At 69.8% G+C, this 13,483-nt stretch carries 12 protein-coding genes; 7 read left to right on the top strand and 5 right to left on the bottom strand.

Going from position 1 to position 13,483, the window contains the following annotated elements:
• Positions 1–291 precede the first annotated feature (291 nt).
• The 4 genes from ABQE93_RS02985 to ABQE93_RS02970 all read left to right on the top strand — a co-directional run bounded on the left by ABQE93_RS02985 (position 292) and on the right by ABQE93_RS02970 (position 3,549).
• Positions 292–861, top strand: coding sequence for a hemophore (locus ABQE93_RS02985; protein ID WP_448405776.1), 570 nt, complete (start codon positions 292–294; stop codon positions 859–861).
• Positions 862–1,052: 191 nt separating this feature from the next.
• A complete protein-coding gene (locus ABQE93_RS02980) occupies positions 1,053–1,445 on the top strand; it encodes a heme-binding protein (protein ID WP_448395121.1) in 393 nt (130 codons plus the stop codon).
• Between the two features lie 5 nt (positions 1,446–1,450).
• Complete coding sequence (locus tag ABQE93_RS02975) at positions 1,451–2,170, top strand: response regulator transcription factor (RefSeq protein ID WP_448405775.1); 720 nt, start codon at positions 1,451–1,453, stop codon at positions 2,168–2,170.
• 23 nt (positions 2,171–2,193) lie between these two features.
• Entirely contained in the window at positions 2,194–3,549 is a 1,356-nt protein-coding gene (locus tag ABQE93_RS02970; protein ID WP_448405774.1) for a sensor histidine kinase, read from the top strand.
• Here ABQE93_RS02970 and ABQE93_RS02965 read toward each other — a convergent pair.
• Both ABQE93_RS02965 and ABQE93_RS02960 read right to left on the bottom strand, forming a co-directional pair.
• Positions 3,502–3,882, bottom strand: a complete 381-nt coding sequence (locus tag ABQE93_RS02965) for a DUF3054 domain-containing protein (protein WP_448405773.1) — start codon at positions 3,880–3,882, stop codon at positions 3,502–3,504. The genes ABQE93_RS02970 and ABQE93_RS02965 overlap by 48 nt on opposite strands.
• Before the next feature lie 12 nt (positions 3,883–3,894).
• Positions 3,895–4,965, bottom strand: a complete 1,071-nt coding sequence (locus ABQE93_RS02960) for a lysylphosphatidylglycerol synthase transmembrane domain-containing protein (RefSeq protein ID WP_448405772.1) — start codon at positions 4,963–4,965, stop codon at positions 3,895–3,897.
• Positions 4,966–5,052: 87 nt separating this feature from the next.
• Here ABQE93_RS02960 and ABQE93_RS02955 point away from each other — a divergent pair, with 87 nt between their 5' ends.
• Positions 5,053–6,201 carry an AI-2E family transporter gene (locus tag ABQE93_RS02955; RefSeq protein WP_448405771.1) on the top strand — a complete coding sequence of 383 codons (1,149 nt, stop codon included), beginning with the start codon at positions 5,053–5,055 and terminating at the stop codon, positions 6,199–6,201.
• Between the two features lie 33 nt (positions 6,202–6,234).
• Here the strand turns inward: ABQE93_RS02955 and ABQE93_RS02950 are convergent, their stop codons facing one another.
• The 3 genes from ABQE93_RS02950 to trmB are packed head-to-tail and all read right to left on the bottom strand — an operon-like array spanning position 6,235 to position 10,746.
• Positions 6,235–9,240 (bottom strand): trehalose monomycolate exporter MmpL3, encoded by a 3,006-nt coding sequence (locus ABQE93_RS02950; RefSeq protein ID WP_448405770.1) that lies wholly within the window; start codon positions 9,238–9,240, stop codon positions 6,235–6,237.
• Positions 9,241–9,280: 40 nt separating this feature from the next.
• Entirely contained in the window at positions 9,281–9,982 is a 702-nt protein-coding gene (locus tag ABQE93_RS02945) for an NYN domain-containing protein (protein WP_448405769.1), read from the bottom strand.
• The gene (gene trmB / locus ABQE93_RS02940) at positions 9,979–10,746 is read right to left on the bottom strand and encodes a tRNA (guanosine(46)-N7)-methyltransferase TrmB (RefSeq protein ID WP_448412323.1); all 768 of its coding nucleotides are present in this window, start codon (positions 10,744–10,746) and stop codon (positions 9,979–9,981) included. Before trmB ends, ABQE93_RS02945 begins: the two co-directional genes overlap by 4 nt.
• A 150-nt stretch (positions 10,747–10,896) precedes the next feature.
• On the opposite strand from trmB, the gene ABQE93_RS02935 reads away from it, so the two are divergent.
• Positions 10,897–11,901 (top strand): hypothetical protein, encoded by a 1,005-nt coding sequence (locus tag ABQE93_RS02935; protein WP_448405767.1) that lies wholly within the window; start codon positions 10,897–10,899, stop codon positions 11,899–11,901.
• The gene (locus ABQE93_RS02930; RefSeq protein WP_448405766.1) at positions 11,898–13,343 is read left to right on the top strand and encodes a hypothetical protein; all 1,446 of its coding nucleotides are present in this window, start codon (positions 11,898–11,900) and stop codon (positions 13,341–13,343) included. Before ABQE93_RS02935 ends, ABQE93_RS02930 begins: the two co-directional genes overlap by 4 nt.
• The last annotated feature ends 140 nt before the right edge of the window (positions 13,344–13,483 follow it).

Below are 13,483 nucleotides of genomic sequence, written 5' to 3'. Positions count from 1 at the left end.
CCATTTCTGCACGGCGTTTCGTAGCGTGAGCGTACCGCAGCATGTGGTATTGCGCGGTTCTGCAGACAAGCTGCCAGCAACGCTTTAAGCACTTCTAATCCTGCGCCGCAGCCGACGCCGCACGCCGGTCGGCGGACCTGCTGAATTCGCGGGTCCGACCGGGCAGATGGCAGTATGTGCGCTGGCAGGTTGGCCGCGTAGTTCGTCGGCCTTGTCGTCGGGGACACCACCGCCGCCCAGCGCATGTCTTTGCGCGGCAGCGCAAACATTTGCAAGCCGTTAGGAGTGCCCATGAGACCGACCTCTGCTGCCCTGCGCCGCAGCCTGACCGCGGTGCTCGCGGCGACCGCCGCCGCCGGCGCCGTGGTCGCCGGGACGACGCCGACGGGATCGCTGACGCCCTCGGCGACCGCCGCCGCCGATCCGTGTGCCGCCAGCGAGGTCGCCAAGACCATCGGTTCGGTCGCCACGTCGATCGGCGACTACCTCGACGAGCACCCCAAGACCAACCAGGCGTTGACCACGATCTCCAAACAGCAGGCCGGCCCGCAGTCGCTGGGGGCGGTCAAGGCCTACTTCGATGCGAACCCGAAGGCGGCCAAGGAGATGCAGCAGTTGCAGCAGCCGCTGGCGAGCCTGGCGGGCCAGTGCAAGCTGCCGCTGACCCTGCCGCAGGTGTTGGGTCTGATGCAGCAGGCGCAGCAGCCTCAGCAGGCGCCGACGGGTTTGCCAGCTGAGCTGCCGACGGCGCAAAACGTCGGGCTGCCCGGCACCTCTGCGGCGGGACAATCGCCGGCGGGGTCGCCGGTTTCGGCAGGTCAGGGCCGGCTGCCCGGGCCGCCGATCGCCGGCTTGCCGTAACCGCCGCCGACCCGAGCGCCCGCGCAGGTAGGCGCTTGAACTGCGGTTTCAGACTTTTCGGCGATTCGTTCACCACAAGACAGGAAAGTCGGCCGACATTCTGCTTAGCTTTTCTGCGTTGGACCCAGTTGGTTTATGTCGGTAACCGCCTATGGTTACGGCCACTCCACACTCGACGAAGGAGCTTGTTCATGTTGCTCTCGGCCCGTTCTGCGCGACGTGCGGTAGCTGGCGCAGTCGGCACCGGCGCGATTGCCGGTGCGATGTTGTTTGGTGCTGCGACCGTGGCGCCGTCGGCTCTTGCTGAGGCCCCGCCGAACTGCACCGCGGCCGACCTGGCCGGCGTGGCATCCGGCGTCTCGGCCGCGACGTCGGCGTACCTGTTCACCCACCCCGATGTGAACTGGTTCTTCACCAGCCTCGAGGGCATGGAACGTGAAGAGGTGCGCCCCAAGGTCACGGAATACCTGGACGCCAATCCTCAGGTGCGGGCCGAGTTGACGAATATCCGTCAGCCGCTGGTCGACCTGAAGAACCGCTGCGGTGACACCAACGGCGACGGTCTCGCCGATCCGCTTCCCTAGCCCGCGTGCCGGTTGGGCCGCCCGCGCAGCAGGACAGCGCGGGCCGCACCGTGCTGCTGGTCGACGACGACCCGGATGTGCTGACGTCGGTTGCGCGCGGTTTGCGCCATTCCGGATTCGACGTCCGGGTCGCGGCCAGCGGTAAAGAGGCGCTGCGGCTGCTGTCGGCCGAACCGCATGACGCGCTGGTGCTGGATGTGCAGATGCCCGAACTCGACGGTGTCGCGGTGGTGACCGCGCTGCGCGCGATGGGCAACGACATCCCGATCTGTGTGCTGTCGGCGCGCGACACCGTCAACGACCGCATCGCCGGGCTGGAAGCCGGCGCCGACGACTACCTGACCAAACCGTTTGACCTGGGCGAGTTGGTGGCGCGGCTGCACGCCCTGCTGCGCCGGTCCGGCCACTCCGATCGGGCGTCGCACCCGATGACCGTGGGGCCGTTGACGATCGACAGCGCGCGCCGGCTGGTCTTCGTCGAGGGGGAGCGCGTCGATCTCACCAAACGCGAGTTCGACCTGCTGGCCGTGCTCGCCGAGAACGCCGGCGTGGTGCTCAGCCGCCAGCGCCTGCTGGAGTTGGTGTGGGGCTACGACTTCGACGTCGACACCAACGTCGCCGACGTGTTCATCTCCTATCTGCGGCGCAAGCTCGAACGCGAGGGGCTGCCGCGGGTCATCCACACCGTTCGCGGGATCGGGTACGTGCTGCGGGACGACTCGTGAGCCCCGAGAACGGGACCTGACCCGTGCGGGTACCGAGGTTCCTGCGCTCGGCGTCGCTGCGCACCCGGGTGGCGGTGGCCGCAGCAGCGGCCGCGGCCACCGTCGTCGCCGCGTTCACCGTGCTCACCTCGGTGGTCCTTGCCAACAACGATGCGGCACAACTGGATCGGCGCCTCGACGCGATCATCGCCGCGAGTATGCGGCCCAGCGAGCTCGACGATCCGCGCCAAGGGGTGCTGACGACGGGCCGGTCGGCGTCCACCGGTCAGGTGGTGTTTCAGCGCGGGTTCCAGCTACCGCAACTGCAGCCCGGCACCGAGACGGTGGAAGTCAACGGGATCGAGTACCGGGTGCGGACCATCGTCGTCGAACAGCAGGGCGGGCTGCTGATGTCGGTCGGCATCCGCGCCGACAGCATCTTGTTGAGCCCGTCGCGGATTCCGTCCTACGTCGCGGTCGGAGTGGTCACGGTGTTGATCGCCGGCGGGCTGGGCTGGCTGCTCGCGGGCCCGGCGATCCGCCCGCTGCGCAAGCTCACCGAGCACACCAAGCGGCTCGGCAAGGGCACCCAGAAGCTGCCCGAGGTGCGCGGGGTGCGCGAGGCCGAGGACCTGTCGGAGGCGATGTCGGCAATGCTGCGCCGGCTGACCGCCGCCCAGGAGTCGACCACCAACTCGTTGCAGGCCGCCCAGGACTTCGCCGCCAACGCCGCCCACGAACTGCGCACCCCGTTGACGGCGATGCGCGCCGATCTGAACACGCTGCGGATCCGCGACCTGCCCGCCGAGGAGCGCCAGGAGGTGGTGGACGACCTGGACCGCGCGCAGCGGCGGGTGGAGGCGATGATCACCGCGCTGGGTCAGCTGGCCTCGGGTCAGCTGGCCCAACCCGAGGACCGCGAGCTCATCGACGTCACCGACCTGCTTGACCGCGTCGCGCGCGAGAACAGCCGGCCGGGCAGCAGCGTCGAGATCGTCGTTGCGCCCGACGAGCGGCTCGGCGCGATCTGGGGCTGGCCCAGCGGCCTGCGGTTGGCCGTGGACAACCTGGTGCGCAACGCCGTGCACCACGGGCAGGCCACGCGGATTGTGCTCACCGCGCACCGCGACGACGACGCGGTGACGATCATCGTCGACGACGACGGACGGGGGCTGCCCGCCGAAGAGCACCAGTCAGTGCTGGGCCGGTTCGCCCGCGGCAGCACCGCCGCGCCCGGCGGCAGCGGTCTCGGGCTGGCGCTGGTCGCCCAGCAGGCCAGCTTGCACGGCGGGCGCATCGAACTGTCCGACGGTCCGCTCGGCGGGTTGCGCGCAACGCTGACCGTGTCGTCGTCAGCGGCGGCTGATCAGGACCGCAGCCAGCACGCGCCAGCCGAGTAGCAGCACCGCCGTCGAAATCGACGCCACCGCAATGAAACTCGGTGCTATACCGGCCGACGTCAGCTTGCGGAGCAGCATGCCCACCACGATCGTGCACAGCCACACCACCACGCCGGTGGGCACCACCGCGACCGGCCGGCGCCACCCGAGCGACACCAGCCAGCCGACCACCGCACCGGACAGAAACGGCCACGCTGTCTCGGCGATACCCGCCAGGTTCAGCCCCTCGGCGTGGCTGCGCCTGCCGATCGTGCAGAACACGACCACGCACACGAGGTCGGTCGCCAGCGCGGTCAACGCGGGCCGGGTCTGCTCATCGACGACGGGCGGCATAGCGGGCTCCAATCACGCCTGGGCGGTGTCGGCAATCGCGTCGGGGTCGATCTCCGACTCGGTACGGAACATGAAGAAGAACACCACCCAGCCGATCGCCGCGATGAACACCCAGCTGATCAGGCGGTAGATGAGCATCGCCGAAATCGCCGAGGCCAGCGTCAGCCCGCTCGACACCAGGCCGGGCACCAGCACCGCCTCGACCACCAGCAGCCCGCCGGGCATCAGCGGGATCGAGCCGACCGCGCGGGCGGCGACGAAAGCCACCACCACCCCGAGCAGCGACGGCCGCTCCCCGGTGGCGTAGCAGGAGAACAGCAGCGTCCCGACCCCGGTGACCAACGTGAACATCGACCACACGAACGCGACGCCCAGCTGCGGGCGGCTCAGCTTCACCGATTCGAGCTGGGCCAGCGTCTCGCGCCATTTGGCCACGCCGTTGTCGGACGGTTTGGTGCGCAGGTAGTTGACCCAGCCCAACACGCGCACCCCGATGCCGTCGAGCAGATCCGGCCGCGACGCGACCGCCTGGGCCAGCACGATCAGCAAGATGAACCCGGCCAGGGTGAAGATCAACGAGAACGGGTTCTGGCGCGCGCCGAGGAAGAACGCGCTGCCGAGCCCGAGCAGGGTCAGGCTGATGACCTGAAGCGCCCCCGACATCACCAGCTGCCACGACGCGATGACCGGCGTCGCGCCCCAGATGCGTTGCTGCCGGTAGATGAACGTCGCTGAGAGCACCGGGCCGCCGGGCAGCGTGGTGCTCAGCGAGTTGCCCCCGTAAAACGCGGCCTGAGATCGCCACTGCCGCACCGGCACTCCCGCGGAGCGCAGCAGCTTGCGCTGGATGTCGCCGAAGAAGTGCATCGAGGCCAACGCGGTGCCCACCGCCGCCAGCACCCACGCCCAGTTGGCGGTGTAGAGGCTGTGCCAGGCCTTCGCGAGCTGATCCCAGACCAACACCAGTTCGACCGTGAGGACGACGGCCACGACGGCGATGACGGCCCAGCGCAGCCACCAGTACTTACCGCGGGCGGGGCGCCTCTGGCTGTGGGCCTCGCTCGCCGGCGCGTCGTGCGACACGCCCTACAGGGTAAAGCGTGGCGTCCGTGATTCCGGGACCACTGCAGAGTTCGGCGGGTGGTCACGATAGGCCGTTACGCTGTCGGGATGCCCGCGGGTCTGTCGGTGGATGACGAAGCGGTCAGCCCGCTGGTCCGGAAAGCCGCGGCGTGGTCGTGGCGACTGTTGGTGATCCTGGCCGCCGTCGTGGCCGTGCTCTGGGTGGTCAAACGGCTCGAGATCATCGTCGTGCCGGTCGCGTTGGCCACGATCCTGGCCGCCCTGTTGTTGCCTGCCGTGGATTACCTGCACCGGCGGGGCGCGCCGCGCGGCGGTGCGGTGGCGCTGATGCTGCTCGGCGGTTTCGCGATCGTCGGCGGGATCATGACGTTCGTCGTCAACCAGTTCATCGAGGGCGCACCGGCTCTCGTGGAACAGGTGACCCACAGCATCGACGGCGTCGGCAACTGGCTGACCGACGGCCCGCTGGGGGTCAGCGACCAGCAGATCGACCAGTTGCAGACGGCGGCCGTGGAGGCGCTGCGCAACAACCAGGAGCGTTTGACCAGCGGTGCGCTGTCGACGGCGACGACGGTGACCGAGATCGTCACCGGTGCCCTGCTGGTGCTGTTCACGCTGATCTTCCTGTTGCACGGCGGGCGCAACATCTTCGCGTTCGTCACCAAGATCTTTCCCGAACATGTCCGGGGGCGGGTGCGCGACGCGGGCAAGGCGGGCTTCCGTTCGCTGATCGGCTACGTCCGGGCGACGTTTCTGGTGGCGCTGGTCGACGCCGTCGGCATCGGCGCCGGCCTGGCGATCATGGGGGTGCCGTTGGCGCTGCCGTTGGCGTCGCTGGTGTTTCTCGGTGCGTTCATCCCGTTGGTCGGCGCGGTGATCACCGGTTTCCTCGCGGTGATCGTGGCGCTGATCGCCAAAGGCTGGATTTACGCCCTGATCACGCTGGGCCTGATCATCGCGGTCCAGCAGTTGGAGGGCCATGTCCTGCAGCCGCTGGTGATGGGTCGGGCGGTCTCCATCCATCCGCTGGCCATCGTGTTGGCGATCGCCGGCGGCGGGGTGCTGGCCGGCATCGTCGGCGCGTTGCTCGCGGTGCCGGTGATGGCGTTCCTCAACAGCGCGGTGCGGGTGTTGACGGCGCCGGACCCGGCGGCTGAGGAGGCCGCGCTGGCGGCCGAAGACGGCGGCCGGGTCGAGGCCGAACCCGACGAGATCCCGATGCGCCCGCAGGAGTAGGCGCGCCGCCGCGCGCCGAGATCGGGCGGCTAGTTAGAGGCGGCCTTCACGGCGCAGCAGATCCTGCGCGCTCACACCGCCGCCGCGGCGCTTGGGCTGCTCGTCCTCACGGGTGTCGATCTTCTCCGTGGCCTCGGGATCGCCCGAGTTCTCCGGTGGCCGCGCCGTGGGGATCGCCGTGGTGGCGTCGGCGTCCTGGGCGTCCTGCGAGTTGGCGCTTTCGGGCGCCGTGCCCGCCGCCGGGAACGCCGTCGTCGGCTCGTTGCCGGGCTCGGGCCGTGGTGACCGCGGCATCGCCCGGGTGGCCTCGGCCGACGGCCGCGCCCGTCCCGCAGGCGGGGGTGGCGGACCGGGCGGTGTTGCGGTGCCGCGCAATTCGCCCAGCCACGACTCGATCTGGCGGTCCTCTCGCGGTGCGCGGGGCGGCGGAGGTGGCGGGCTCGGCGGTTTGGCGGCCTCGCGGGCGGCGGCGGCCGCGTTGTTCACCGCGTTGCGCACGGCGTTACGGGCCATCGCCAGCCGGGTGGTCGGCGGCTCTTCGGGTTGTTCGGCGCCAGGGATCCGCGCCGTGCCCGCGCTCGACGGAACCGCGCGCGGCGTGGCGATCCGCGTCGTCGCACCGGCGGGCGGACCCTGCGGGACCGGATGGGTGGGATCGTGCGGTGGCCGCGGCCGCGCGGCCGGACGCGGCGGAACCGGGGCGCCCGCCCCGACCAGCGCCTCCGGGTTCTCCACGGTTTCGCGGACCGCGGGGCGTTTGCGCTCGTCGGGCAGTTCGGTTTCACCCAGCCCGAGGCGCTCCTGCAGCCGTTTCATCCACTGCGGCGCCCACCAGCAGTCGTCGCCGAGCAGCTTCATCACCGACGGCACCAGGAACATCCGGACCACGGTGGCGTCCAGCAGCAGCGCGATCAGCAGACCGAACGCCAGGTACTTCATCATCACCAGGTCGGAGAACACGAACGCGCCCGCGACCACAGCCAGCACCAGGGCGGCGCCGGTGATCAACCGGCCGGTGGTCGCGGTGCCGATCCGGATGGCCTCGGCGGTGGACATGCCACGCTCGCGGGCCTCCACCATGCGCGAGACCAGGAACACCTCGTAGTCGGTGGACAGACCCCAGATCACCGCGATGATCAGGCCGATCATCGGCGCCATCAACGGCTGCGGCGTGTAGTTCATGATCCCGGATCCGTGCCCGACGACGAACATCCACGTCAGAATGCCCATCGTCGAGCCCAGCGTGAGCGCGCTCATCACCGCGGCCTTGATCGGCAGCACCACCGACCCGAACGCGAGGAACATCAGGATCGTCGTGGTGACGATCAGAAGCGTCACCATCAGGGGCAGCTTGTCGAACAGGCTGTGGATGCTGTCCTGTTCCAAAGCCGGTGTGCCACCGATGGATACCTCGATGCCCCGCGGCGGGGACAGGGCGCGCAGCTCGTCGATCTTCTTCGCCGCGTCGTTGCGATTTTCCAGACCGTTCTGGATCACCCGAACCGAGGGGTCCTTGGAGCCGCCCTCCTGGACCGACCGCTCCTGCCACATCTTCGACCGATCCCCGTCGGGCACGATGAACCCGGGCACCGTCATCGCCTTGCTGCGCACCTCGGCGATCTGCTGATCGGTGATCGGCTCGCCGTCGTCGCGTTCCATCACGATCGTCAACGGTTCGGTGCGGAAGCCGGGGAAGGACCTGTCGAAGTCCTCCTGGGCCAGGCGTACCGGGTTGTCCGGGGGCAGATACTTCTCGCTGATGCCGCCCAGGGAGAGCTGACCGAGCGGAATGATCATCAGGATCATCACGATGACGATCGGCGCCGCGAACGCGATGGGCCGCTTCATCACCCGGTTGACCAGCTTGCCCCAGAAGCCCTTCTCGACCTCGGCGCGGGTCTTGGTCTTCTGCGTCTTCTCCGCCAGCCACTCCAGGTAGACCCGCATCGGCTTCCAGTTGCGGAAGAACGGCACCCGCAGCAGCGTGCGCACGCCGAGCGCGTCGACGTTGGGACCGAGGATGGCCAGGGCCGCGGCCAGCACGGTGATCGACAGGATCGCCGCGAGCATCACCGAGGCGATGATCGCGTAGGTGATCGACTTGAGGAAGCCCTGCGGGAACAGCAGCAGCGGCACCGACGACGCCACCAGGATCACCGCGGAGAACATCACGGTGCGCCCCGAAGTCATCACGGTCCGGCGCACCGCGGCCTCGGTGTCGTAGCCCTCGGCGATCTCTTCACGGAACCGGCTCACCATGAACAGCCCGTAGTCGACGGCGATGCCGAGGCCCATCAGCGTCACCACCGGCTGGGCGAAGAAGTGCACGGGCATGAACTCGGCGAGCAGCCGCATGATGCCCAGCGCCCCGGCGATGGTCAGGCCGCCGATCAACCCGGGCAGCGCCGCGGCGACCACACCGCCGAAGACGAAGAACAGCACCACACAGACCAGTGGGATCGCGGCGATCTCGGCGCGGCGCTGGTCTTCGCCGATGCTGCCGGTCAGCTCGCTGGCCAGCGGGTTGAGGCCGGCCAGCTTGATGTTGCCGCCGTTGATCTGCTGCAGGTCGGGTTCGACGGCCTGGTAGTTCTTCAGGATCTCGTCGTCGGTGTCGCCTTGCAGCGGGATGCTGATGAACGTCTTGGACAGATCACTCGTCTTCATCTGCTGGACGGTCTCGCTGGCCGCGTCCGGCGCGCGTAGCCAACCGACCCAGCTCACCACCTCGTCGGGATGGTCGGCGACGAGCGCGTCGAGCTCGGCGACGACGTCGCGCTGCCACTCCGGGTTGTCTACCTTCTTGCCGTCGGGCGGCGTCAGGATGGCGACGACATGGCTGGTGCGGTCGCGGCCATAGACCTCGTCACCGACCAGCGAGGCGTGCACGGACTCGCTGCCTTCGTCATAGAAGCCGCTTTGGGTGACGTGGTCGCCCAGGGAGATGCCGAAGACACCGCCACCAAGGCACAGCGCGACCATGACGCCGATGACGATGTATCGAAACCGATACACCGTTCGACCCCACCAGGCGAACACGTGAACTCCTTACAAGTCTGTATAGACGACGCTGCGCATTTCAGTTGTTGACGCGCGAGGTCAGTAGCGAGGACAGCGGCCGGAAAGGCTGCAGCCATGCCCCCTGCTCGGGCAGCGAATCAAGGCCGATTCGCGGTAGCGGCTCCCGGAAAACACCAGGAATGTCCTCCAGGTCGACGAACTCCAAGGTATCCGACGCTAGCGCCCAGCTGGCATGTTCGCGAAATCCGAGCACTGCCACCGGTATGCCGTCGCGGGCGATCTCCTCCAACGGTTGTTTGAACGCCTGACCGTCCGCGGAGGCCACCAAAACGCCCGCCAGGCCTTCGCTGCGCCGCACCGCGATGTGGTTGAGCATGTCGGTATCGACATCACTGTCGTCGCACAATTTGGGTTTCGCGAAGACCGCGAAGCCAACGTTACGCAACGCTTCCACCCAAGGCCGGACAACATCGGCGCTACCTGGGGCGATGTTGGTGAACACGGTCGCTTCGGGCTCCAGCGAGACGTCGGGTCGTCCCGCGGAGAGCTCGGCGGTGCGCGCCAGCAGCCACCGGCCCAGCGCGTCGAAGCGGGGCCGGTGCGCGGCCGTCGGCCTGCCGCCGAGGATGGAGCCCAGACCCATGTCCAGGTTGGGGGCGTCCCAGACCAGCAGGACCCGCGCGGTGCCTTCCGGCGGAGTGGGTTCGGCCGCCTCGGGCGGTGCCTCCTCGGTGACGGGGATCTCCTCGGTGACGCTCATGACCGCTTCTCCCACAGCAGTTCGGCGACAGCGCTGCCGGCGTGCTGCGCCTTGTTCTCGTACTTGGTGACCGGGCGCTGCACGGAGATCGGCAGGGAGTCCGCGGCGCTGACCCGGCGCAGCAGGGGTTCGGCGTCACCCACCTCGGCGATGTGCTCGGCGTAGCCGGCGTGGTCGGTGGCCACGTGCAGCACCCCGCCCGGACGCAGCCGGTCGGCGATCAGCGCGACGGTCGACGGCTGCAGCAGCCTGCGCTTGTGGTGGCGCGCCTTGGGCCAGGGGTCGGGGAAGAACACCCGAACGCCGGTCAGCGAGTCGGGGCCGAACATGTGGGCCAGCACGTCGACGCCGTCGCCGCGCACCAACCGGATGTTGGGCACCTCGTCGCGGTCGATTCCCGACAGCAACTGCGCCAGGCCGCGCCGGTAGACCTCCACGGCCACCACGTCCAGGTCCGGCTCCGCCTTGGCCATCGCCAGCGTCGAGGTGCCCGCACCGCAGCCGATCTCGACGACCACCGGCGCTCGGCGTTTGAACCACGCGTCGGTGTCCAGGCGCGGGGCGGGGCCGCCGGCGTCGCGGGCGTGGGTGCCCAGCTCCGGCCAGCGCCGGTCCCAGGTCGCCTGCTGAGCCGCGGAGAGCGTCGTACGCCGGGTCCGGAAGCTGGTGACCCGGGGATACCGATGGTGGGCATCGGCGACATCGGGCGACGGAGCCGAGCCGTCGGCGACATCGGGCAAATGCATCCGTCCATGTTCGCTCATGTGCGTCCGAGTACCCGCATCGTGGTACAGATTGATACCCAACAGTTGCCTTCGGCTGGTATGCGCCCGGTTTGTCCCCAGCGGCGCGAACTGCCGCTCACCCCCTGCGCGTGGCAGTGTCACCATCGACGCAGAGGCCCGCCCGGCGCGGTGCCGACGTCCGGAGACAGGGAAGGCCGCCAGATTTTCGTCGACGCGTTGACACAGCACGCGCAGGACAGCCGCAACCCGCGGCTGCGGTCCATCATCCGGCGGCTGCGCGCGCCGTTGCGGGTCGCGGTGCGGGGCCGCCGCGGCGCGGGCGCGACGACGGTCGGTGCGGCGCTGACCGCGGGCGGCGTCGTCGTCACCCCCGATCCGGCCGGCGCCGACGTCGACGTCGTGGTGCTCGCGGAGGTGCTCAAACCCGAGGACACCACGTTGATCGGCGCTGCGCGGCGACCGACCGTGCTGGTGCTCAACAAAGCCGACCTGACCGGGTTCGGTCCGGGCGGCCCGCTGGCGACGGCGCATCGGCGCGCGGGCCGCTACCGCGCGCTGACCGGCGTGCCGACCGTGCCGATGGTGGCGCTGCTGGGCGCGGTCGTGCTCGACGACGCAATGCTCGACGCGCTGTCGGTCCTGGTACGCGAGCCCGCGGATCTGACGTCCACCGATGCGTTTCTGCAGTGCGCGCACCCGGTGGCGGTGCCGGTGCGACGACGCCTGCTCGACGCGCTGGACCGGTTCGGCATCGCCCACGCGGTGCTGGCGCTGGGCGGCGGCGCCGAACCCGCCGCGTTGCCGGGGCTGCTGCGCAGGCACAGCATGCTCGACCGCGTCGTCGCGCAGATCGACGCGGCCGGCGCCGCGCTGCGCTACCAGCGGGTGCGCTCGGCGATCACCGAGTTGCGGGCGCTGGCCGCCCAGGGCGGTGACGAACGGTTGGCAGCGTTTCTGGCAGGCGACGACGCGGTCGTGGGCGCCATGGCCGCCGCCGTCGAGGTGGTCGAGGCCGCCGGCGTGTCCGTGGACCGGGCCGATGATCCGGCCGCGCACCTGCGCGGCGCCGTGCAGTGGCGGCGCTACGGCAGCGGCCCGGTCACCGCGCTGCACCGCGAGTGCGCCGCCGACATCAGCCGCGGCTCGCTGCGTCTGCTCGGGCGGTCCCGGTGAACGATCCGGTCGCGTCGGCCGACGCCGTGGTGTCCGCGATCGAACCGGCGCTGAGCCCGCCCGCCGTGCGGCGCCGCGACGTGGTGGCGGTGACCGGTCCCTGGCTGGCGGGCACCACGGGCGTGGTCGCTGCGCTGCGTGAGCGCCTGCCCGAGCACACGTTCGTCGAGGGTGCGGACCTGTCGGCGACCGACGCTCCGAAGGCGGTGGTGTTCGTGGTCTCCGCGGTGGCGCCGCTGACCGAATCCGACTGTGTGCTCATCGATCTGGCGACGCGCCACACCGACCTGGTGGTGGGTGCGGTGTCCAAGATCGACGCGCACCGCGACTGGCGCGACGTGCTGGCCGCCGACCGGGCGACACTCACCGAGCGGGCACCGCGATACGCCGACGTGCCGTGGGTGGGGGTGGCTGCGGCGCCGAATCTCGGTGAGCCGCAAGTCGACGAGCTGGTGGACCTGCTGCAACACCGGCTCGCGGACCCGGACCTTGACCGCCGAAACCGCCTGCGCGCGTGGGAAACCCGGATCTCGGCGGAAATCGAGCGCTACCGCGCCGACGGGGACGGCATGGACCGGCAGGCCCGCGTCGACGCGCTGCGCGCCCAACGCGACGACGTCGTGCGCGCTCGTCGGGTGGCCAAGTCCGAGCACACCATCGCGCTGCGCAGCCAACTGCAGCAGGCCCGCCTGCAGCTCACCTACTTCGCGCGCAACCGGTGCACGTCGGTGCGCGCCGAACTGGCCGAGGACGCATCGCAGACCGGCCGGCGCGGGCTCGGTGACTTCGAGTCCTACGTGCGCAGGCGCGCCGACGACGTCGTCGCCGAGGTCGACGAGGGCGTGACCGCCCACCTGCGCGATATGGCCGCCGGGCTGCAACTGCCCGCGCCGCCGCTGCCCGGCTCGCCGTCGACGCCGGCCCTGCCGGGGCCGCCGCTGAAGTCCCGCCGCCTGGAGACCCAGCTAATGATGATCCTCGGTGCCGGCTTCGGGCTGGGCGTGGCGCTGATGGTGATCCGGTTGTTCACCGGGCTGGCGCCCGGTCTGACGGCGGCAGGGCTGGTGGCAGGGGGACTGGTCGGGCTGGTGGTGACGGTGTGGGTGGTGGGACTTCGTGCGCTACTGCAGGATCGGGCGGTGCTGGACCGCTGGGTCACCGACGTGACCACCGCGCTGCGTTCCGCGGTCGAGGAGCGGGTCGGCAGCCGGGTGCTGGCCGCCGAAACCGCGCTGACGTCGGAGCTGCACGCCCGCGAGCAAAGCGACAGCACCGCCGCCGAGGACCGGATCGCCGAGATCAACGCCGAACTGCGCGAGCATGCGATGCAGACGGCCCGCGCAGCCGCCCTGCGCGACCGTCGGCTGCCGTCGTTGCAGCGGGCGCTGAACGCGGTGCGCGCCGATTTGGCGGGTGAGAAAAGCGAAAATCAGCCCGACTGAATGTTCTGAACCGCCAGGAGAGCGTTTCTGAATCGTTCTTGTGAGTTAACGGACATACTCCCGAATGCCCATGGCTACGTCACGGACGATAACCTCGTATATAGGGACGACCGATTTCCCGGCCTTTCCTGTCGGGCCGG

It is taken from the genome of Mycolicibacterium sp. XJ662 (assembly GCF_053484035.1).
This window is presented reverse-complemented; position numbering and strand designations above follow the sequence as displayed.